Source organism: Novosphingobium sp. LASN5T (assembly GCF_003856955.1).
Taxonomy (GTDB): domain Bacteria; phylum Pseudomonadota; class Alphaproteobacteria; order Sphingomonadales; family Sphingomonadaceae; genus Novosphingobium.
The window spans coordinates 103,063-120,203 of the sequence record NZ_RQSI01000008.1 but is presented as its reverse complement, the minus strand read 5'-3'; the positions used below and the strand labels follow the sequence as shown (position 1 = coordinate 120,203).

The 17,141-nt window shown below is 65.6% G+C and carries 18 protein-coding genes; 9 read left to right on the top strand and 9 right to left on the bottom strand.

Features of this window, described 5'->3' with window-relative positions; translation table 11 throughout:
* Position 1 precedes the first annotated feature (1 nt).
* The 6 genes from EH199_RS07915 to EH199_RS07890 all read left to right on the top strand — a co-directional run bounded on the left by EH199_RS07915 (position 2) and on the right by EH199_RS07890 (position 5,171).
* Positions 2 to 652: a 2-hydroxychromene-2-carboxylate isomerase gene (locus EH199_RS07915; protein WP_124808707.1), complete on the top strand. Its 651-nt coding sequence runs from the start codon at positions 2 to 4 to the stop codon at positions 650 to 652.
* On the top strand, positions 645 to 1,337 hold the full coding sequence (locus tag EH199_RS07910) for a hypothetical protein (RefSeq protein ID WP_124808706.1): 693 nt from the start codon (positions 645 to 647) through the stop codon (positions 1,335 to 1,337). The genes EH199_RS07915 and EH199_RS07910 overlap by 8 nt, the downstream gene beginning before the upstream one ends.
* 52 nt (positions 1,338 to 1,389) lie before the next feature.
* Positions 1,390 to 1,836, top strand: a complete 447-nt coding sequence (locus tag EH199_RS07905; RefSeq protein ID WP_124808705.1) for a GFA family protein — start codon at positions 1,390 to 1,392, stop codon at positions 1,834 to 1,836.
* Positions 1,833 to 2,594, top strand: a complete 762-nt coding sequence (locus tag EH199_RS07900; RefSeq protein WP_124808704.1) for an alpha/beta fold hydrolase — start codon at positions 1,833 to 1,835, stop codon at positions 2,592 to 2,594. The genes EH199_RS07905 and EH199_RS07900 overlap by 4 nt, the downstream gene beginning before the upstream one ends.
* Before the next feature lie 86 nt (positions 2,595 to 2,680).
* Positions 2,681 to 4,507 (top strand): M2 family metallopeptidase, encoded by a 1,827-nt coding sequence (locus EH199_RS07895; RefSeq protein ID WP_124808703.1) that lies wholly within the window; start codon positions 2,681 to 2,683, stop codon positions 4,505 to 4,507.
* An 85-nt stretch (positions 4,508 to 4,592) separates the two neighbouring features.
* Positions 4,593 to 5,171, top strand: a complete 579-nt coding sequence (locus EH199_RS07890) for a YbjN domain-containing protein (RefSeq protein ID WP_223806536.1) — start codon at positions 4,593 to 4,595, stop codon at positions 5,169 to 5,171.
* Here the strand turns inward: EH199_RS07890 and EH199_RS07885 are convergent.
* The gene (locus EH199_RS07885) at positions 5,146 to 6,462 is read right to left on the bottom strand and encodes an HD-GYP domain-containing protein (RefSeq protein ID WP_124808702.1); all 1,317 of its coding nucleotides are present in this window, start codon (positions 6,460 to 6,462) and stop codon (positions 5,146 to 5,148) included. The genes EH199_RS07890 and EH199_RS07885 overlap by 26 nt on opposite strands.
* 335 nt (positions 6,463 to 6,797) lie before the next feature.
* Positions 6,798 to 8,237: an AMP nucleosidase gene (locus EH199_RS07880; RefSeq protein WP_124808701.1), complete on the bottom strand. Its 1,440-nt coding sequence runs from the start codon at positions 8,235 to 8,237 to the stop codon at positions 6,798 to 6,800.
* Between the two features lie 106 nt (positions 8,238 to 8,343).
* On the opposite strand from EH199_RS07880, the gene EH199_RS07875 reads away from it, so the two are divergent.
* The gene (locus EH199_RS07875) at positions 8,344 to 8,916 is read left to right on the top strand and encodes a septal ring lytic transglycosylase RlpA family protein (RefSeq protein ID WP_124808745.1); all 573 of its coding nucleotides are present in this window, start codon (positions 8,344 to 8,346) and stop codon (positions 8,914 to 8,916) included.
* 59 nt (positions 8,917 to 8,975) lie between these two features.
* Here EH199_RS07875 and rplI read toward each other — a convergent pair whose 3' ends face one another.
* The 3 genes from rplI to rpsF are packed head-to-tail and all read right to left on the bottom strand — an operon-like array spanning position 8,976 to position 10,172.
* Positions 8,976 to 9,569 carry a 50S ribosomal protein L9 gene (rplI, locus tag EH199_RS07870; RefSeq protein WP_124808700.1) on the bottom strand — a complete coding sequence of 198 codons (594 nt, stop codon included), beginning with the start codon at positions 9,567 to 9,569 and terminating at the stop codon, positions 8,976 to 8,978.
* 12 nt (positions 9,570 to 9,581) lie between these two features.
* Positions 9,582 to 9,806 carry a 30S ribosomal protein S18 gene (rpsR, locus tag EH199_RS07865; RefSeq protein ID WP_011445073.1) on the bottom strand — a complete coding sequence of 75 codons (225 nt, stop codon included), beginning with the start codon at positions 9,804 to 9,806 and terminating at the stop codon, positions 9,582 to 9,584.
* A 3-nt stretch (positions 9,807 to 9,809) separates the two neighbouring features.
* Positions 9,810 to 10,172 carry a 30S ribosomal protein S6 gene (rpsF, locus tag EH199_RS07860; RefSeq protein ID WP_124808699.1) on the bottom strand — a complete coding sequence of 121 codons (363 nt, stop codon included), beginning with the start codon at positions 10,170 to 10,172 and terminating at the stop codon, positions 9,810 to 9,812.
* A gap of 211 nt (positions 10,173 to 10,383) precedes the next feature.
* On the opposite strand from rpsF, the gene EH199_RS07855 reads away from it, so the two are divergent.
* Positions 10,384 to 11,163, top strand: coding sequence for an enoyl-CoA hydratase (locus tag EH199_RS07855; protein ID WP_124808698.1), 780 nt, complete (start codon positions 10,384 to 10,386; stop codon positions 11,161 to 11,163).
* Between the two features lie 9 nt (positions 11,164 to 11,172).
* On the opposite strand, the gene EH199_RS07850 is transcribed toward EH199_RS07855, so the two are convergent.
* On the bottom strand, positions 11,173 to 12,159 hold the full coding sequence (locus tag EH199_RS07850; protein ID WP_124808697.1) for a 2-hydroxyacid dehydrogenase: 987 nt from the start codon (positions 12,157 to 12,159) through the stop codon (positions 11,173 to 11,175).
* 125 nt (positions 12,160 to 12,284) lie between these two features.
* On the opposite strand from EH199_RS07850, the gene EH199_RS07845 reads away from it, so the two are divergent.
* Positions 12,285 to 12,707: a CHRD domain-containing protein gene (locus EH199_RS07845; protein WP_124808696.1), complete on the top strand. Its 423-nt coding sequence runs from the start codon at positions 12,285 to 12,287 to the stop codon at positions 12,705 to 12,707.
* An 891-nt stretch (positions 12,708 to 13,598) separates the two neighbouring features.
* On the opposite strand, the gene EH199_RS07840 is transcribed toward EH199_RS07845, so the two are convergent.
* The 3 genes from EH199_RS07840 to EH199_RS07830 all read right to left on the bottom strand — a co-directional run bounded on the left by EH199_RS07840 (position 13,599) and on the right by EH199_RS07830 (position 16,982).
* Complete coding sequence (locus EH199_RS07840; protein WP_124808695.1) at positions 13,599 to 14,813, bottom strand: argininosuccinate synthase; 1,215 nt, start codon at positions 14,811 to 14,813, stop codon at positions 13,599 to 13,601.
* A 115-nt stretch (positions 14,814 to 14,928) separates the two neighbouring features.
* Positions 14,929 to 15,618 (bottom strand): aquaporin Z, encoded by a 690-nt coding sequence (gene aqpZ / locus EH199_RS07835; protein WP_124808694.1) that lies wholly within the window; start codon positions 15,616 to 15,618, stop codon positions 14,929 to 14,931.
* Positions 15,619 to 15,680: 62 nt separating this feature from the next.
* Positions 15,681 to 16,982 carry a cyclopropane-fatty-acyl-phospholipid synthase family protein gene (locus EH199_RS07830; protein ID WP_124808744.1) on the bottom strand — a complete coding sequence of 434 codons (1,302 nt, stop codon included), beginning with the start codon at positions 16,980 to 16,982 and terminating at the stop codon, positions 15,681 to 15,683.
* Positions 16,983 to 17,141 lie beyond the last annotated feature (159 nt).

The window sequence follows — 17,141 nt, the reverse complement described above, 5'->3', positions numbered from 1 at the left end:
CATGACGCTTTCCGCCGACGTTTTCTGGTCTTTCCGCAGCCCGTACAGTTACCTCGCCACGCGCCGCTATCGCGCGCTGACGGAAGAGTACGACCTCGCCATCAATCTGCGCCCGGTCTATCCGCTGGCGATCCGGCAGCCCGATTTCTTCGAACGCAATCATCCGGGCTGGCTGCGCTATCTGTTCGTGGATGTGGCGCGGCTGGCGCAGTTCCACGGCATTCCCTTCGTTCCGCCGCGCCCCGATCCGATCGTGCAGGACATCGCCACGCGGCGCATCGCGGACGAGCAGCCCTATATCTTCCGCCTGACTCGCATGGGGCAGGCGGCATCGCGGCGCGGCAAGTCGCTGGCCTTCGCCGATGAAGTCTCGCGCCTGATCTGGGGCGGCACGCAGGGCTGGCACGAAGGCGATCATCTGGCCGGCGCCGCCACGCGCGCCGGGCTGGACTTCGCCGAACTCGAAGCCGAAGCCGCCAGCGACGCGGACCGGCTCGACGCCGAACTCGCTGCCAACCAGGAAGCGCTGGAAGCCGCCGGGCACTGGGGCGTGCCGACGCTGGTCTTTGACGGCGAACCCTTCTTCGGGCAGGACCGCATCGACCTTGCGGTGTGGCGCATGGAACAGAAGGGGCTGGTTCCTAGTGGATGACGAGAAACCCCGGTGGATGCTCTCAAGGCGGCTGATGCGCAAATTGAGGGCGTTCAACACGATTGCCTTCGCAGTGATTGCCGTTTTGCTGATCGTGGGCCTCGTGCTGCTGCTGGTTGCGATGACGTCCGACCTAGTGCGACGCAGGGAGCTTCCAGGGTCATCCACCATATCGCAGCCCGTCGACAACACGCGGTTGATCGGTGAGGTGGTGCATGCGGGAAACAGGCCGCTCACGTTATATTATCTTGATGTACCAGGCGGAGGGCGCCGGGCGTTGAGGCTGGTGGACATGCGCTCCGGCGAGGTTTTCCGGCCATTCAAGGACGATCAGCGCGTCCTGAGCGGATTTACCTTGCTGTCTGAGGCGGAGGGCGCCGATGCGGAAGGCTACATTGCAATTGCGCGCAATGGCGGAACGGATGAGCGCCCGTTGTTCGATGTGGTGGGATGCCGCTTTTCGGATGTTAAGTTCTTTACGCTTGCGCGTGGCGTTGCGGCAATGGACGCGCCTCAGGCGGTGGCGGGCGTGGGCGTATCGATGGTACTCGCGAAGCCAGACGGCAAATCGAGGTTCGTGATTGCCGATTGGGCACGGGGCGTCATTTCCATCGAAAGGCCGCTCGATCTCCCAGCCCCCCTTGATGCGGAAGGCACGAGGCAGGCCGCCGCAGTCCATAGCTAAATGTAGGGAGTGACTCTGGTTTAAGCGTTGCCCCTTCGCTATCCTCTCGCTCATGCTGACCACCATGACCGGCGGCTGCCAGTGCGGCCGCATTCGCTATGCCGTGCGGCTGGACAACCACGAGGCTTATCTCTGCCATTGCCGCATGTGCCAGAAGGCGACCGGCGGGGTGGCGGCGGCCTTCGTGCAGGTTGCGCGCGATGCCATCGTTTGGGAGCGCGAGCCCGACTGGTATGCCTCGTCCCCGATCGCGCGGCGCCCGTTCTGTTCGGCTTGCGGCACGCCGCTGGGCTTTGCCTTCCTCGATGGCGCCGGCATGATGGACCTGACCGTCGGCAGTTTCGACGATCCTTCGATCCTCCGGCCGGTATCGCATGCCGGCACGGAAAGCCTGCACGAGGCATGGCTGGACACGCGCGCGCTTCCCCGCCATCGCAGCGACCAGACGCCGAGCGTGGCCGACCGCTGGAAGGCCGCCGGACTGGAGGTTCCCGAATGACCGAGCTGACCACCGAATTCTTCGCCGGCCATGGCGGTGCGCAACTCGCGCTGCACCGGATGGGGAAGGGCAGGCCGGTCGTGCTGCTGCACGGGCTGTTCTCCTCGGCGGCGATCAACTGGGTCAAGTTCGGCACCGCCGCGCAGCTTGTCGCCGCCGGGTTCGAATGCCTGATGCCCGATCTGCGCGCGCATGGTGAAAGTGCCGCGCCCCACGATCCGGCTTCCTATCCGGCGGACGTGCTCGCGCTCGATGCCATGGCGCTGGTGGGGTATCTGGGGCTCACCGATTTCGACCTGTGCGGGTTCTCGCTGGGGTCGCGCACCTCGGCGCGGGCGGTGCTGGGCGGGCTTTCCCCGCGCCGGCTGGTGCTGGCGGGCATGGGGCTGGAAGGGCTTGCCGGATGGAAGGGCCGGCGCGATTTCTTTATCGACGTGATCGATCGCTTCGGCACGATCCGGCCCGGTGATCCCGCCTATGTCTCGCAGCAGTTCATGAAGACGATGAACGTCGATCGCGTGGCCGCGCGGCTGCTGCTGGGCTCGATGGCGGATACCGCGCCGGAGGATCTGGCCGGCGTGACCATGCCCGTGCTGGTGCTGTGCGGTGACAAGGACAACGACAACGGCTCGGCCGACCGGCTGGCCGCCGCGCTGCCCGATGCGCGCCGCGCGACCATTCCCGGCACGCACATGAGCAGTGTGACCGTGCCGGAAATGGGGGCGGAGATCGTTTCGTTTCTTACCAGTCCGGCTTGACCGCGGCGTTCGGAGGCTTAACCACGGAGGCATGACAAGCGCCCGCATCGCGCGGCGCTGGCAATGTCGTCAGGGAGTCCCCGTCCATGAAATCGCTGTCTTCCGTTCTTGCGCTGGCCGTCGCGGGTCTTTCCGTGACGGGCCTTGCCGCGCCCGCTTGCGCGCAGGATGCTGCCGCCACACCCGCCACGGTGAAGACGTGGCTGTCCCAGGCGGAAAAGGACTATTTCGACCAGTCCATCCGCACCAACCGCACCGAGTGGGTCTATCAGACCAACATAACCTACGATACCGCCGAGCTTACGTCCGCTGGCAACGCGGCGCTGACGAAGCTTCAGGTCGATCAGGCCAAACAGGCGGCGATCCTCGCCAAGGTGCCAGGCCTTGCGCCTGACGTCGCGCGCAAGCTGCTGGTCATCCGCACCCAGATCACCACGCCGGCGCCCACCACCCCCGGCGCGGCCGAGGAATTCGCAGCGCTGCAGGCCCGCGTCCAGGGCATCTACGGCAAGGGCCACGGCACGCTGAATGGCGAGCCCGTCAATGGTAGCGACATCGAGGAAGCGATGGGCACCACGCGCGATCCGGCGAAGCTCAAGGAAATGTGGGTAAGCTGGCACGATACGGTCGGCACGCCGATGAAGGCCGACTACGTGCGCATGGTCGATATCGCCAACGCTGGCGCGCGCGAACTTGGCTTTGCCGATACCGGCGCGCTGTGGCGCTCGAACTACGATATGGACCCCGATGCCTTCGCGGCGCTGACCGAGAAGATCTGGGGCGAGGTCCAGCCGCTTTACCGCCAGCTGCACTGCTATGTCCGCACCAAGCTCAACGAGAAGTACGGCGATGCCGTGCAGCCCAGGACCGGCCCGATCCGCGCCGACCTGCTGGGCAACATGTGGGCGCAGGAATGGGGCAACATCTATGATATCGTCGCTCCCGCCGGGGCGGGGGATCTTGGCTACGACGTCACCGATCTGCTGGCAGCGAAGGGCTACGATCCGCTCAAGATGGTGAAGGCGGGCGAGGGCTTCTATTCCTCGCTGGGCCTGGCGCAATTGCCCGAAACCTTCTGGCAGCGTTCGCAGTTCGTGAAGCCGCGTGATCGCGAGGTGGTGTGCCACGCTTCGGCCTGGGACGTGGACAACAAGGACGATCTGCGCATCAAGATGTGCATCAAGGTGAACGGTGACGATTTCGGCGTCATCCACCATGAACTTGGCCACAACTACTATCAGCGCGCCTACAACGGGCAGGACCCGCTTTACCTGAACGGCGCCAACGACGGTTTCCACGAAGCGATCGGCGATTTCGTGGCGCTCTCGATCACGCCCGAATATCTCGTGCAGATCGGCCTGCTCGATCGCGCGAAGGTGCCGGGGCCGGAAAAGGACACCGGCCTGCTGCTGCGCCAGGCGATGGACAAGGTGGCGTTCCTGCCCTTCGGCCTGCTGATCGATCGCTGGCGCTGGAACGTGTTCAACGGCACGATCAAGCCCGCGCAGTATGAAACGGCCTGGAACGACATGCGCCTGAAGTATCAGGGCATCGTGCCGCCCGCGCCGCGCAGCGCCGATGCCTTCGATCCGGGCGCAAAGTATCACATCCCCGCCGTGGTGCCCTATACGCGCTATTTCCTGGCGCGGGTGTTGCAGTTCCAGTTCTTCGAGGCGGCGTGCAAGCAGGCCGGCTGGAAGGGGCCGCTGCACCGGTGCAGCTTCTATGGCAACAAGGCGGTGGGCCAGAAGCTCAATGCGATGCTCACGATGGGCGCATCCAAGCCCTGGCCCGATGCGCTGGAAGCCTTCACCGGCAGCCGCGAGATGAGCGGCGCCTCGATGGTGCGCTATTTCGCGCCGCTTTCGCGCTGGCTGGAGCAGCAGAACCGCGGCAAGGACTGCGGCTGGTAGGGCCTGTTCCCCGATAAGGTCTTGCCGTCAGGCGCGGTTTCAGTCACCATCCTCTCAAATCATATAAAAATCAGAGGATGCCATCATGAAATCGCGCCGGATTGCCGCGTTTCTGGCTTTGGGAAGTGCCTTTGCGGCCTCGGTGCCCGCCCATGCCAGCATGAATCTCGATACCGAACCCGTCGCGCTGGCGCGGCAGGTTTCGGCGACCAGCCCGGATGGCGTGGTCGCGGCGCTGCGCTCGCTGGGCTATGGCGCCGATCTGACCGCGGATGACGCCGGCGAACCGCTGATCAACGCGCGCATCGGCAAATGGCAGACGTTCGTGCTGTTCTATGATTGCGACGCGAAGATGCACGACAATTGCCAGTCGTTGCAGTTCAGCGCCAGTTTCACGCCCGACAAGCCCTTCGGGCCGCAGGAAGCGGCGGCCTTCGCGCGCGACTATCGGTTCGGCGCCCTGACCATTGGCACCGACAAGTCGGTCGTGCTGTCTTGGGATGTGGTGACCGGAGGCGGCCTTGATTCGTCGGTGTTCCGCAAGGTGGTCGAAAACTTCAGCTTCGCCCTGGATAACGTGGGCGCGCTGGCGTTCAACGAGGATACCGGTGCGGATGCGAAGCGGCCAGCGGGCCGCCTTATCGCTTCCGGCTCTCGCCCTTGACGTTCTTGAGCGAAGCGCCGGCAAGTTCGGGCCAGCGTTCTTCCCAATCGTGAAGGTCCCAGTCGGCCGGCCGTTCGAAGCTCAGAATGTCGTCCTGCGTTTCGGCCAGGTTGATGTCTTCCGGCTCGATTGTCATGCCGGGCGTGGTGCTGGCGAAAGCGCGCACCGTGGGGCGTTCCGGATGCTTGCGGTGCGTTTCGATCACGATCGCGAGCCGGTCGCCGGGAATGCGCACCAGTGAGCCGACCGGATAGACGCCGACCGAGCGCACGAACGCGGCCAGCACATATTCGTCGAAATGGCCGTTCCAGCTCAGCATCTCGTGGATCGCTTCGGCCGGTGTCCAAGGAGCCTTGTAGGGGCGGTCCGACGTGACGGCGTCATAGACATCGCACACCGCGCCCATGCGCGAGAGCAGCGTGATCTCGTCGCCGCTCAGCCGGTGGGGATACCCGGTGCCATCGACCTTTTCGTGATGATGCAGCGCCACGTCCATGACCAGCGCCGACAGCGTATCGTCTTTGCGCAGTACGGAATGCCCGCGTTCGGGATGCTCCCGCATCGAGGCGAACTCGGCGTCGGTCAGGCGTCCGGCCTTGTTCAGAATCGAATCATCGATCGCCATCTTGCCGATATCGTGCAGCAAGCCGGCCATGCCGGCCTCACGCACCTTTTCCTCGGAGAAATCCAGTTCGCGGGCAAGGTTGATCATCAGCGCCGAGACGGTCACCGAATGCATGTAGGTGTATTCGTCCTTGCGCTTCAGTCGCAGCACCGACGTGAGCGTGGAATTGTTGCGCGACAGCGAATCCGCGATTTCGTCCACCAGCGGTCCGAGCTTTTCGGCATCGATGGTATCGCCCGAGCGAACCTGCTTCAGAAGCTGGGACATCAGGCGACGCGCAAGGTTCACGGTCTTGCGCGCCCGGCCGAGTTCGGCTGCCATGGAGCAGGTTTCGGGCGCGGCGGGCTTCTGGCGCGCTGCCGGTGCGATCGGGGCGAGCCGTGGCTTGGCGCTTTTGCGCGAGGTCGCGCGGGGCGGCGCAGGTGCGGCGGCGGGCGGAGGAGCGGGCTGGTTCGCGGCCTTGGGAGGGTCGACCTTGATGTCGAGCCCCTTATCGGTATCGATGATCACGCCGGAAATCCGCGCAGAGCGCAGCGCGTCCACATCGTCGCTATGCTCCAGAAGGAACTTGCCACGCCAGAACGGGTGGAAGAACCACACGCCCTTGATGGCATGAATCCACATGCCGGCGCGGACCTGATCCTTCTCAATCTGCTTTAGCGCCATTGGCAACCGACCTTCATATTCAAAGCCTGACCCAAACTGCTCCGTGCGATACGGACGCAGGTTCGTCCGCTTCGGTTCGCGTAACATTCAGGATGGTTCCAAATCGTAAACGTCGCGTACAAATTCGGGGGGCGTGAAAGTGCCATGTTTGCAACCCGCGCTACGCTGGCGAGGTGCTGGCGAATATAGTGCAAAAAAATCAGTAATTTGTGCGGCTTTGGCGGTGCAGCGAAAGCTGGCCGCGCCATCCACCTTTTTCAATCGGAACGCCGATTGTGACCGGTGCCGCCACGCGAATCGCATCCGGCGGCACTGTCACAATCGGAGCGAGCGGTTTACCGGAACGGAGGCTCGTTGAACGCGCGCAGTTTGCGGCTGTGCAGGCGCGGGCCTTCGGCACGCAGCAGCGCGCAGGTGGTGGTGCCGATGGCCAGGTGCGCGGCGATGGCTTCCTCGTAGAACCGGTTGGCCTGCCCCGGCATCTTGATCTCGCCATGCAGCGGCTTGTCGGAGACGCACAACAGCGTTCCATAGGGCACGCGGAAGCGATAGCCCTGCGCCGCGATCGTGGCGCTTTCCATGTCGATGCCGACCGCGCGCGACAGGCTGAACCGCCGTGCGGACTGGGTGTAGCGCAGTTCCCAGTTGCGATCGTCGGTGGTGACGATCGTGCCCGTGCGCATACGCTTCTTGAGGTCCGCGCCGCCGGTGCCACTGACCATCTCCGCCGCCTGCGCCAGCGCTCGCTGAATCTCGGCGATGGCGGGAATCGGGATTTCCGGCGGCAACACGGGATCGAGCACGTGATCATCGCGCAGGTAGGCGTGGGCGAGCACGTAATCGCCGATCTTCTGGGTGGGGCGCAGCCCGCCGCAATGGCCGATCATCAGCCAGGCTTCGGAGCGCAGCACGGCCAGGTGATCGCAGATCGTCTTGGCGTTGGACGGGCCTACGCCGATGTTGACGAGCGTGATGCCCGAACGATCGGGAGCGATCAGGTGGTAGGCCGGCATCTGGTGCCGCCGCCAGGCGGTGTCGGACAGGCGCGCACGGGCGTTGTCGACCGGCGCATCAAGGTACAGCCCGCCCGCGCCCGACAGCGCGATGTGATGGCCATCGCCCACCTGTTGCGCCGCCCAGTCCACGAATTCATCCACATAGCGGTGGTAATTGGTGAACAGCACGTAGCGCTGAAAATCGTCGGGCCGCGTGCCGGTGTAATGCGCCAGCCGGGCAAGGCTGAAATCGGTGCGCAGGCCATCGAACAAGGACAGCGGCAGCAGTCCTTCGTATTCGGGCACGTCGAGCCCGTCGGCGATCTCGTCGCCGATGCGGGCCAGTTCGGTGGTGGGGAAGTGCTGCGCCAGATCCTGCGGTGTCACCCCGTTCATCTGCGCCCCATCGCTGCCGTCCAGCACGTAGGGAAACGGGATTTCCTGCCGGGACGGGCAGACTTCGATCCGCACTTCGTAGTCGGACAGGATCAGCGCGAGCTGCTCGGCCAGATAGTCCTCGAACAGGGCCGGGCGCGTGACGGTGCAGGCATAAGTGCCGCGCTCTATCAGCCGGCCGAACGAGCGCGTTGAATGGTCGCCCAATGTCTGCCCATCGAAGTGGATGCGCAGTTCGGGATAGCAGTAGCTGCCATCGTGGCGCCGTTCGGGCGGGGGCGGGGTGCCTTGCGTGGCGAAAGCGGCGATATCCGCCCGCAGGCAGGCCACGGCGGCGTCGAAAATGCGGGAAAGCTCGGTGATGATCGTTTCAGGTGTATCCATCGGCAGTATGTAGCGCGCAATCGGTGACGCTGCAAAGACGGCTTATGCCGCCACGGCGGAGAGGACCGGTATGGCCGGCGCGGGACCGGCAGGTTAAGAAGGTATGATGCGGTTTCGGGCGAATATCGGTGGGGCAATGGCGCTTTTGCTGGCGCTGTCCGGCTGCGCGGGCGGCGGTGGTGGCGGTTTCCGTCCGGTCAGCGATACGCCGGTGCGGATCGGTCCGGCCTATACCGTGCGTGGGCAGACTTACGTGCCCGCCGCCAGCCCCACCTATGATATGCTCGGCTATGCCAGTTGGTATGGCCGTGAATCGGGCAACCGCACCGCCAATGGGGAGGCGTTCATTCCCGGCTGGGTCACCGCCGCGCATACCACGCTGCCGCTGCCGAGCTACGTGGAAGTTACCGCGCTTGATAGCGGCCGCCGGATCATCGTGCGGGTCAACGATCGCGGACCGTTCGTCGGCCGCGCGCGGATCATTGACCTGTCGCGCGGCGCGGCGGACCAACTCGGCGTGCGCGCGCAGGGCCAGGTGTCGGTGCGCGTGCGCCGGGTGGAGCCTTCGGAGGAGGACCGTGCCCGCCTGCGCCGGGGCCAGCCCGCGCGCCCGCTGCCGCCCGTTCCCGAACCGATCCTGCGCAACCTGCGCGGCCAGCTTTCGGCGGCGGGGTTCTGACACAACAAAAAAGGGGCACCCGTGGGGCGCCCCTTTTCCGTTTGCTTGTCGCGAAGCGATCAGGCTTCCGCGGCGCGTTCTTCCAGCAGTTCCGCCGGGATTTCGCCGGGTTCGAGGTTCGGATCGACTTCCTCGGTGAAGCCGCCGGCTTCGTTGTCGAACATCGCGTCGATCACGTTGACGCCCTGCGACTGGAGTTCGGCTTCGTCCGGCGAACGGGCGACGTTCACCTTGACCTGAACCGAAACTTCCGGGTGCAGCGCAACGCGGACCGGGAACACGCCGATGGTCTTGATCGGGCGTTCGAGAACGATCATCGCCTTCGACACCTTGGCGCCCTGATCGACCAGGGCTTCCACGATGTCGCGGACCGAAACCGAACCATAGAGATGGCCAGCGTTCGACGATGCGCGGATGAGCACGACTTCCTTGCCTTCGACCGAACCGGCTTCCTTGCCAGCTTCTTCGCGGCGGGCCGCGTTATCGGCCTCGATGCGGGCGCGGTTGGCTTCGAAGACCTTGCGGTTGGCTTCGTTGGCGCGCAGCGCCTTCTTGTTGGGCAGCAGATAGTTGCGCGCGTAGCCGTCCTTGACGGTCACTTCGTCGCCGATGGTGCCCAGCTTCTCGATGCGCTCGAGCAGGATGATCTGCATGGGTAGCGCTCCTTACTTGACGATGTAGGGCAGCAGGCCGATGTGCCGGGCGCGCTTGATCGCCTGGCTCAGCTCGCGCTGCTTCTTGGCCGAAACCGCGGTGATGCGGCTGGGGACGATCTTGCCACGTTCGGACATGAAGCCCTGCAGCAGGCGCACGTCCTTGTAGTCGATCTTCGGCGCGTTCTTGCCCGAGAACGGGCAGCTCTTGCGGCGGCGGAAAAACGGACGAGCCATCTCTTATTCCCCTTCGCGTTCGCGGCGACGGCTACGGTCGCGTTCGTTCTTGCGCATCATCACCGACGGGCCGCCTTCGTGCTCGTCCACGCGGATCGTCATGTAGCGGATGACGTCTTCGTTGATCTGCGTCTGGCGCTCCAGCTCGGCCACCACGCCGGCGGGGGCGTCGATGTTGAGCATCACGAAGTGCGCCTTGCGGTTCTTCTGGATCTTGTAGGCCAGCGAACGGAGGCCCCAGGTCTCGGTCTTGGTGACCTTGCCGTTGTTGCTCTCGACGATTTCGGTGGCGGTGGCGGCAAGCGCATCGACCTGAGCCTGGCTCAGATCCTGGCGCGCCAGAAAGACATGCTCGTAAAGCGGCATGCTTCGCGTCCTTTCATCTTCTAACCGATCGCTGGCTGATCCGCGGGATTGCGGGGCCCCTCCGGCTTTCTTCGAATCCCGTAAGTCACGGGAAGCTGCGGCCCTTAGCGGATTCCGGGCGGAACGCAAGGGGCTTCGGTCCGTTCGCGGGCTTGATCGCGCGTCACGCAAGGGGTCATAATGGCACGAAACAACTCCGGGAGGATGTCCGATGCCCGTTACCGTCGATCGCGAAGGAGCGGTTGCCATCGTCACGCTCAACCGGCCGGAGGCGATGAACGCGCTGTCGCGCGCCATGCGGGCCAGCCTTGCCCGCGCCATGCAGGAACTGGACGGCGACGACGGCATCCGCGCGGTGGTTCTGACCGGAGCAGGGGAGCGCGCCTTCACCGCCGGGCTGGACCTCAAGGAACTGGGCGCGGACACGTCCAACCTGGGCGCGGCGAATGCAGAGGCGGCGGAGGAGAACCCGGTCAAGGCGATCGAGCAGTGCCGCAAGCCGGTGATCGGCGCGATCAACGGCGTCGCCATCACCGGCGGGTTCGAACTGGCCATTGCCTGCGACATCCTGATCGCGTCCGAAAATGCGCGCTTTGCCGATACCCATGCGCGCGTGGGCATCATGCCGGGCTGGGGCCTTTCGCAGAAACTCTCGCGCCTGATCGGCATCGCCCGTGCCAAGGAGCTTTCGCTGTCGGGCAATTTCCTCGACGCGCGCACTGCCGCCGATTGGGGGCTGGTCAACCGCGTGGTCCCGCCGGCGGATTTGCTCGCCACGGCGAAGCGGCTGGCGCATGACATTGCCGGGGCCGATCCGGCGATGGTCACCGCCTACAAGAAGCTGATCGACGATGGCTATGCGCTGCCGTTCGGCGAGGCGATCGCGCTGGAACATCGCGTTTCTGTTGCCGCCAACAGCCAGGTCAGCGCCGAGGACGTCGAGGCGCGCCGCCGCGCGGTGATCGAACGCGGCCGCAGCCAGAAGGGGTAGGCCGAACCCTCAACGCGGCGCGAGGTGTGCCGTTTCGGGCACCGGGGTTACCGGCGCGCGGTCGGTGAACCAGCGGACGAGGTTTTCCACCTGCAACGCGCCCATCGCCGCGCGCGTCCGTTCCGAACCGGAGCCGACATGCGGCAGCAGCACCGACCGGGGATGGGCAAGCAGGCCTTCGGGCACCTGCGGTTCGTGCGCGTAGACGTCGAGCCCGGCGGCGAGGATGGTGCCATTCGCCAGCGCCGCCACCAGCGCGTCCTCGTCCACGATCGATCCACGCCCGATGTTGACAAGGATGCCGTCGGGGCCGAGTGCGGCGAGCACCGCGGCATCGACCATCTTCTCGGTCTCGGCCGTTCCCGGCGCGGCGACGATCAGCGTGTCGCACGCCTGCGCCAGCGTGCGGGCATCGGGATACCACGGATAATCCACGCCTGGCTGCCGGGCGCGTCCGTGGTAGGCGATATCCACCCCGAACCCTTCCAGCCGCCGCGCGATCGCCTTGCCGATAGCGCCGAGCCCGAGGATGCCCACGCGCCGGCCGCGCAGCGAGGGGGACAGGCGGAAGCGCTCCTGCGGCCACAGCCCGGCGCGCAAATGCCGTTCGGCTTGCGGGATCTGCCGGATCGTCGCCAGCAGCAGGCCCAGGGCGAGGTCCGCCGTCTCGTCCACCAGCACGCCGGGGGTGTTGGTCACGATCGCGCCGGCTTGCACGGCGGCGGCGACGTCCACGTTGTCGTAGCCCACGCCGAAGCTGGCGATGATCTCCAGCGCGGGCAGGCGTTCGATCAGGTCGGCGCGGACCTTGCCGAACAGTGTGGTCGTGGCGATTCCCCGGATCCGCGCGCCGTGTGCGGCGAAAAAGGCGTCCGGGTCGTCCTGCTCCCACAGCCGGTGCGCGGTAAAGGTTGTTTCCAGCGCCTCGGTAACGCCCGAGCGGATCGGGGCGGTGACCAGAATCTCGATGCTCTGCAAGGCGTTGGGGGACGTCATGTGCCGCTCATGGATCGACGGCGCGGATCCGGCAAGCCCATGGTTCCTTGCAGTGTGCGAGAGGTGTATCGGTAGCGACGGGCCGGGGGCGAGTCCGTATCTCCGGTCGATGGAGAGACGTTGCAATGAACAAGGCTATCCTGCTGGCGCCCGCTCTGGCGCTGTCGCTTGCCGTTACCCCCGCATTCGCCGCGACCACGATCCTGACCGCGACGCTGGCCGGCGCCAACGAGCCGGCGGGCGGCGATCCTGACGGCACGGGTTCGTTCCGCGCCGAACTCGATCCCGACAGCGGCGACTTCTGCTACACGCTGTCTGGCGCGAAGATCGCCAAGCCGACCATGGCCCACGTGCACACCGGAGCGGCCGGCGTCGATGGGCCGCCGCTGGCCACGCTGGAAGTCACCGGGCCGACCAGCGATGCCTGCATCGCCATGGAGCCGGACCAGATCAAGAAGATCCTCGCGGACCCGGCAGGGTTCTACGTCAACATCCACACCGACGATTTCCCCAAGGGCGCGGTGCGGGGGCAGCTCGCCAAGCCGTGATCTTCGAGAGGCAGGGGGGGGGCGCGGCAAGCCCACCCCGCTGCGACTAACGCCACCTGCGGCGGCGCAAGTCTCGCTCCCCTCCCGCCTGCGGGAGGGGTTGGGGGTGGGCAATCCAAGCGTCTCATTCGCCAGCGATACAATCGCCCTAACGCAAATGGAGGCCGGCATCGCTGCCGGCCTCCACTGCCACCGCCCTCAGGCGGGTTCCTTCGCCAGACCGTGCCTTCTGTCCGAAAGCGTGCCATCCGGGGCGCGAAGCCCCTAGGCCGTTGCCTGGACGATGCTTGCGCATACCTTCGGCAACTGACGCTTCCTGCATCCGGGCCGGGTCCTGCCGGCGGGGCAGGGGCGGCGTTGGTTCCCGCTGCCGGCCTTGCGGCCATGGGCGGGCGTTTTTCCTTCGTGTCCGGGCACCGCTCCCTCGGGTCGAGCCGAGAAAGGCGCGCCGTCGGACGGACCCCCGCGGGTCTGAAGGATCGGCGCTGCGTTCCGCTTTCGCCGTGGCCGGACCTTTCGCGCCGGGTGGAGGCAGAGCCCTTGCCGCGCGATACGCCCTGCTGGCGTCACCGTTGCACTCGCCTTACCGATTTGTCCGGTCACACTTCCCCGCTTCGCCGGGCACGGATGATACCCTGCGGCCGATTGAAGTGCGTACTTTCCAGATCGGGTCTCTGGAGAAAAACTCCTGAATTCATCGGCTTGCGCTTCAGATTTCGGGTCGCTTTCCCTTTCGACAAGCCAATGCTGCGCCTGCAGTCTGAGTCGCGCAAGCGGAAACCCCGGAAGTTATCCACAGGCGATCGGTTTTGCGGTGGACAACTTGAACCAGCCCCGTCAGAGAGGCCGGTTTTCGTTTTCTGATTCGGGTGCTGACTGGGTCCCGACCGCTCAGCGATCCCGCTGGGCCAGCAGACGCAGGCGCAGCGCGTTGAGCTTGATGAAGCCGGCCGCGTCCTTCTGGTCATAGGCGCCGGCATCGTCCTCGAACGTCACGTGCCGTTCCGAATAGAGGCTGTCGGGCGACTTGCGGCCGACCACCGAGGCAAGACCCTTGTAGAGCTTGAGCCGCACGGTGCCGTTCACGCGCGCTTGCGAATGGTCGATCGCGGCCTGCAGCATCTCGCGCTCGGGCGCGAACCAGAAGCCGTTGTAGATCAGCTCCGCATACTTGGGCATCAGCTCGTCCTTGAGGTGCGCTGCCCCCCGGTCGAGCGTGATCGATTCGATGCCCCGGTGCGCGGCGGCATAGATCGTGCCCCCCGGCGTTTCGTACATGCCGCGGCTCTTCATGCCGACGAAGCGGTTCTCGACGAGGTCGAGCCGGCCGATGCCGTGCTTGCGGCCGAGTTCGTTGAGCGCGGTCAGCAGCGTGGCCGGGCTCATCGCTTCGCCATTGAGCGCTACGCCATCGCCCTTCTCGAAATCGATGGTGATGTATTCCGGCTGGTCGGGCGCGTCTTCCGGGTTGACCGTGCGCGAATAGACGTAGTCCGGCGTCTCGTCCCACGGGTTCTCCAGCACCTTGCCTTCGGACGAGGTGTGCAGAAGGTTGGCGTCGGTGGAGAACGGGCTTTCGCCGCGCTTGTCCTTGGGCACAGGGATCTGGTGCTTTTCCGCCCAGGCGATCAGCGCGGTGCGGCTGGTGAGGTCCCATTCGCGCCAGGGGGCGATGACCTTGATCGAGGGATCGAGCGCATAGGCCGAAAGCTCGAAGCGGACCTGGTCGTTGCCCTTGCCGGTGGCGCCGTGCGCAACCGCGTCGGCGCCGGTTTCCTTGGCGATCTCGATCAGGCGCTTGGAAATCAGCGGCCGCGCGATCGAGGTGCCGAGCAGGTAATCGCCTTCGTAGCGGGCGTTGGCGCGCATCATCGGGAACACGAAATCGCGCACGAATTCCTCGCGCAGATCGTCGATGTAGATATGCTCGGCCTTCACGCCCATCAGTTCGGCCTTGGCGCGCGCCGGCCCGAGTTCCTCGCCCTGTCCGAGATCGGCGGTGAAGGTCACCACCTCGCAATTGTAGGTCACCTGCAGCCACTTGAGGATGACGGAGGTGTCAAGGCCGCCGGAATAGGCAAGGACGACGCGCTTGATATCGGACATGATCGGCGATTCCCCGTGAGATAAGCGCGCGGCGCGTAACAGGACGGGGGCCGTATCGCAAGCGGCCGGCCCATCCGGACCGGCCGCGCAGGAAAGCGGTGGTTGAAGGGCGCCGTCAGTCCGAGGTGGTCAGCAGCGTCTTCCAGATCAGCCCGCCGATCGCCGCGCCCGCCAGCGGCGCCACCCAGAACAGCCAGAGCTGGTGGAGGGCGTCGGTGGTGGCGACGAAGGCCACGCCGGTCGAACGCGCCGGGTTGACCGAGGTGTTGGTCACCGGGATCGAGATCAGGTGGATCAGCGTGAGCGCGAGGCCGATGGCGATCGGCGCGAACCCGGCCGGAACGGCGGAGGACGTCGATCCCAGGATCACGATCAGGAAGCCGGCGGTCAGGATCGTTTCGATCAGCAGCGCCGAATGCAGCGAATAGCCGCCGGGCGAGAGCGCGCCATAGCCGTTCGAGGCGAAGCCGCCCGCTTCGAAGCCGGCCTTGCCGCTGGCGATGGCATAGAGCGCCGCCGCCGCGATCACCGCGCCCAGCACTTGTGCGATCCAGTAGGGGATCAGGTCTTTCCAGCCGAAGCGCCCGGCCACGGCGAGGCCCAGCGATACGGCCGGGTTGAAATGCCCGCCCGAGATGCCGCCCACGGCATAGGCCATGGTCAGCACCGTCAGCCCGAACGCCAGCGCCACGCCGGCGAACCCGATGCCGAGTTGGGGGAAGGCGGCGGCCAGCACGGCCGATCCGCACCCGCCGAACACAAGCCAGAACGTGCCGAATCCCTCGGCAGCCAGTCTCTTGATCATGATCGTTCCTCTCCACTTACCCGGGGTTTTTCCCCTTTTGGTATCGTTGCCGCGCGGGCTGGCTATTCCGCCGCCTGCTTCGCCGCCTGCTTCAGCGCGGGATCGAGATGCCAGGCCGGCGCGGTATCGCTGGCGCGCAGGCGGGCGCTTTCCTCTACCATCCGGTCGCGGATCATCGGGATCGCGTCGCGCCGCTTCACGTACTGGAGCTGCCAGTTGACCAGCCCGCCATAGCGGAACGCCTGCTCCGCCCCGGCCAGGTAGAATTCCCACATGCGGTAGAACCGCTCGTCATAGAGCGCCACGATCTCGTCGCGGTGCAGGCGGGTGCGGTTGTACCATTCCTCCAGCGTGTGCGCGTAATGGAAGCGCATGGCTTCCACGTCGGTCACCTGCCAGCCGGCCTTCTCGCTCTCGCTCACCAGTTCGGACAGCGCGGGGATGTAGCCGCCGGGGAAGATGTACTTGCGCGTCCAGGCATCGGTGGTGCCGGGAGGGCCGGCGCGGCCGCAGCAATGCGAGAACATCACGCCATCAGGCTTGAGCAGGCGGTGGGTATGCTCGAAGAACGCCGGATACTGCGGCGTGCCCACATGCTCCAGCAGACCGACCGAGGTGATCCGGTCGAATTCGCCCTGCACGTCGCGATAGTCCATCAACTCGAACTTCACGCGGTCGGCAACGCCCAGCTCGGCCGCGCGTTCGCGGCAGAACTCGATCTGGTCGGGCGCGAGCGCCACGCCCAGCACGTCCACGTCGTAATGCCGGTGCAGATAGAGCGCCAGGCCCCCCCAGCCGCAGCCGATATCGAGCACGCGCTTACCCGAAGAAGTGGCGCGGTCGAGATGGAGCTTGGCCGCGATGTGCGCCTTCTTGTCGAGCTGCGCCTGTTCCAGGCTGATCGCCGGATCACGGTAATAGGCCATGGTGTATTGCCGGTCCTCGTCGAGGAACAGTTCGTAGAGCCGGCGGGTGAGGTTATAGGTGTACTCGGCGTTCTTGCGGGCCGAGCGCCGGTCGTTGAAGCTGTCGACCGTGGCGGCAACCCGGTCCAGCAGCTTGCGCAGCGGCCCCTTGGCGCCCAGCGCGCGCTCGTGATCGCCTTCGGCATTGAGCGCCACGAACAGCACCAGATCGCGGATGTCGTGCGGTGGTTCGATCACCATCCGCCCGTCCATATAGGCCTCGCCGGCGCCCACGCGCGGATAGCGCGCGATGTGCGTCGAGGCGCCCTTGTCGGTCAGCCGGATGCGCAAGGGCGCGTCCGTGCCCGGCCCATAGGCGTATTCCTTGCCATCGTGATCGATGACGATGAGCCGACCCTTGCGGATCAGCCGGCGAAGCATCTGGTCAAGCAGCCACATCGACATGGGAGACTATGGCAAAGCGGAGGCGAGGCAAGGGGGAATCGAACCATGTGGCGGGCGATGGTGTGGGTTGGGCGGGGCGGTCACCGCGAGCATCCTTCGACAGGCTCAGGATGAGCGGATTTGGTTGGAAGCAGGCGCCGATCGCGAGAACGA

Coding starts and splice junctions, on each gene's coding strand:
- EH199_RS07915 (WP_124808707.1), top strand. CDS start 2: ATGACGCTTTCCGCCGACGTTTTCTGGTCTTTCCGCAGCCCGTACAGT.
- EH199_RS07905 (WP_124808705.1), top strand. CDS start 1,390: ATGCTGACCACCATGACCGGCGGCTGCCAGTGCGGCCGCATTCGCTAT.
- EH199_RS07900 (WP_124808704.1), top strand. CDS start 1,833: ATGACCGAGCTGACCACCGAATTCTTCGCCGGCCATGGCGGTGCGCAA.
- EH199_RS07895 (WP_124808703.1), top strand. CDS start 2,681: ATGAAATCGCTGTCTTCCGTTCTTGCGCTGGCCGTCGCGGGTCTTTCC.
- EH199_RS07890 (WP_223806536.1), top strand. CDS start 4,593: ATGAAATCGCGCCGGATTGCCGCGTTTCTGGCTTTGGGAAGTGCCTTT.
- EH199_RS07885 (WP_124808702.1), bottom strand. CDS start 6,462: ATGGCGCTAAAGCAGATTGAGAAGGATCAGGTCCGCGCCGGCATGTGG.
- EH199_RS07880 (WP_124808701.1), bottom strand. CDS start 8,237: ATGGATACACCTGAAACGATCATCACCGAGCTTTCCCGCATTTTCGAC.
- EH199_RS07875 (WP_124808745.1), top strand. CDS start 8,344: ATGCGGTTTCGGGCGAATATCGGTGGGGCAATGGCGCTTTTGCTGGCG.
- rplI (WP_124808700.1), bottom strand. CDS start 9,569: ATGCAGATCATCCTGCTCGAGCGCATCGAGAAGCTGGGCACCATCGGC.
- rpsR (WP_011445073.1), bottom strand. CDS start 9,806: ATGGCTCGTCCGTTTTTCCGCCGCCGCAAGAGCTGCCCGTTCTCGGGC.
- rpsF (WP_124808699.1), bottom strand. CDS start 10,172: ATGCCGCTTTACGAGCATGTCTTTCTGGCGCGCCAGGATCTGAGCCAG.
- EH199_RS07855 (WP_124808698.1), top strand. CDS start 10,384: ATGCCCGTTACCGTCGATCGCGAAGGAGCGGTTGCCATCGTCACGCTC.
- EH199_RS07850 (WP_124808697.1), bottom strand. CDS start 12,159: ATGACGTCCCCCAACGCCTTGCAGAGCATCGAGATTCTGGTCACCGCC.
- EH199_RS07845 (WP_124808696.1), top strand. CDS start 12,285: ATGAACAAGGCTATCCTGCTGGCGCCCGCTCTGGCGCTGTCGCTTGCC.
- EH199_RS07840 (WP_124808695.1), bottom strand. CDS start 14,813: ATGTCCGATATCAAGCGCGTCGTCCTTGCCTATTCCGGCGGCCTTGAC.
- aqpZ (WP_124808694.1), bottom strand. CDS start 15,618: ATGATCAAGAGACTGGCTGCCGAGGGATTCGGCACGTTCTGGCTTGTG.
- EH199_RS07830 (WP_124808744.1), bottom strand. CDS start 16,982: ATGTGGCTGCTTGACCAGATGCTTCGCCGGCTGATCCGCAAGGGTCGG.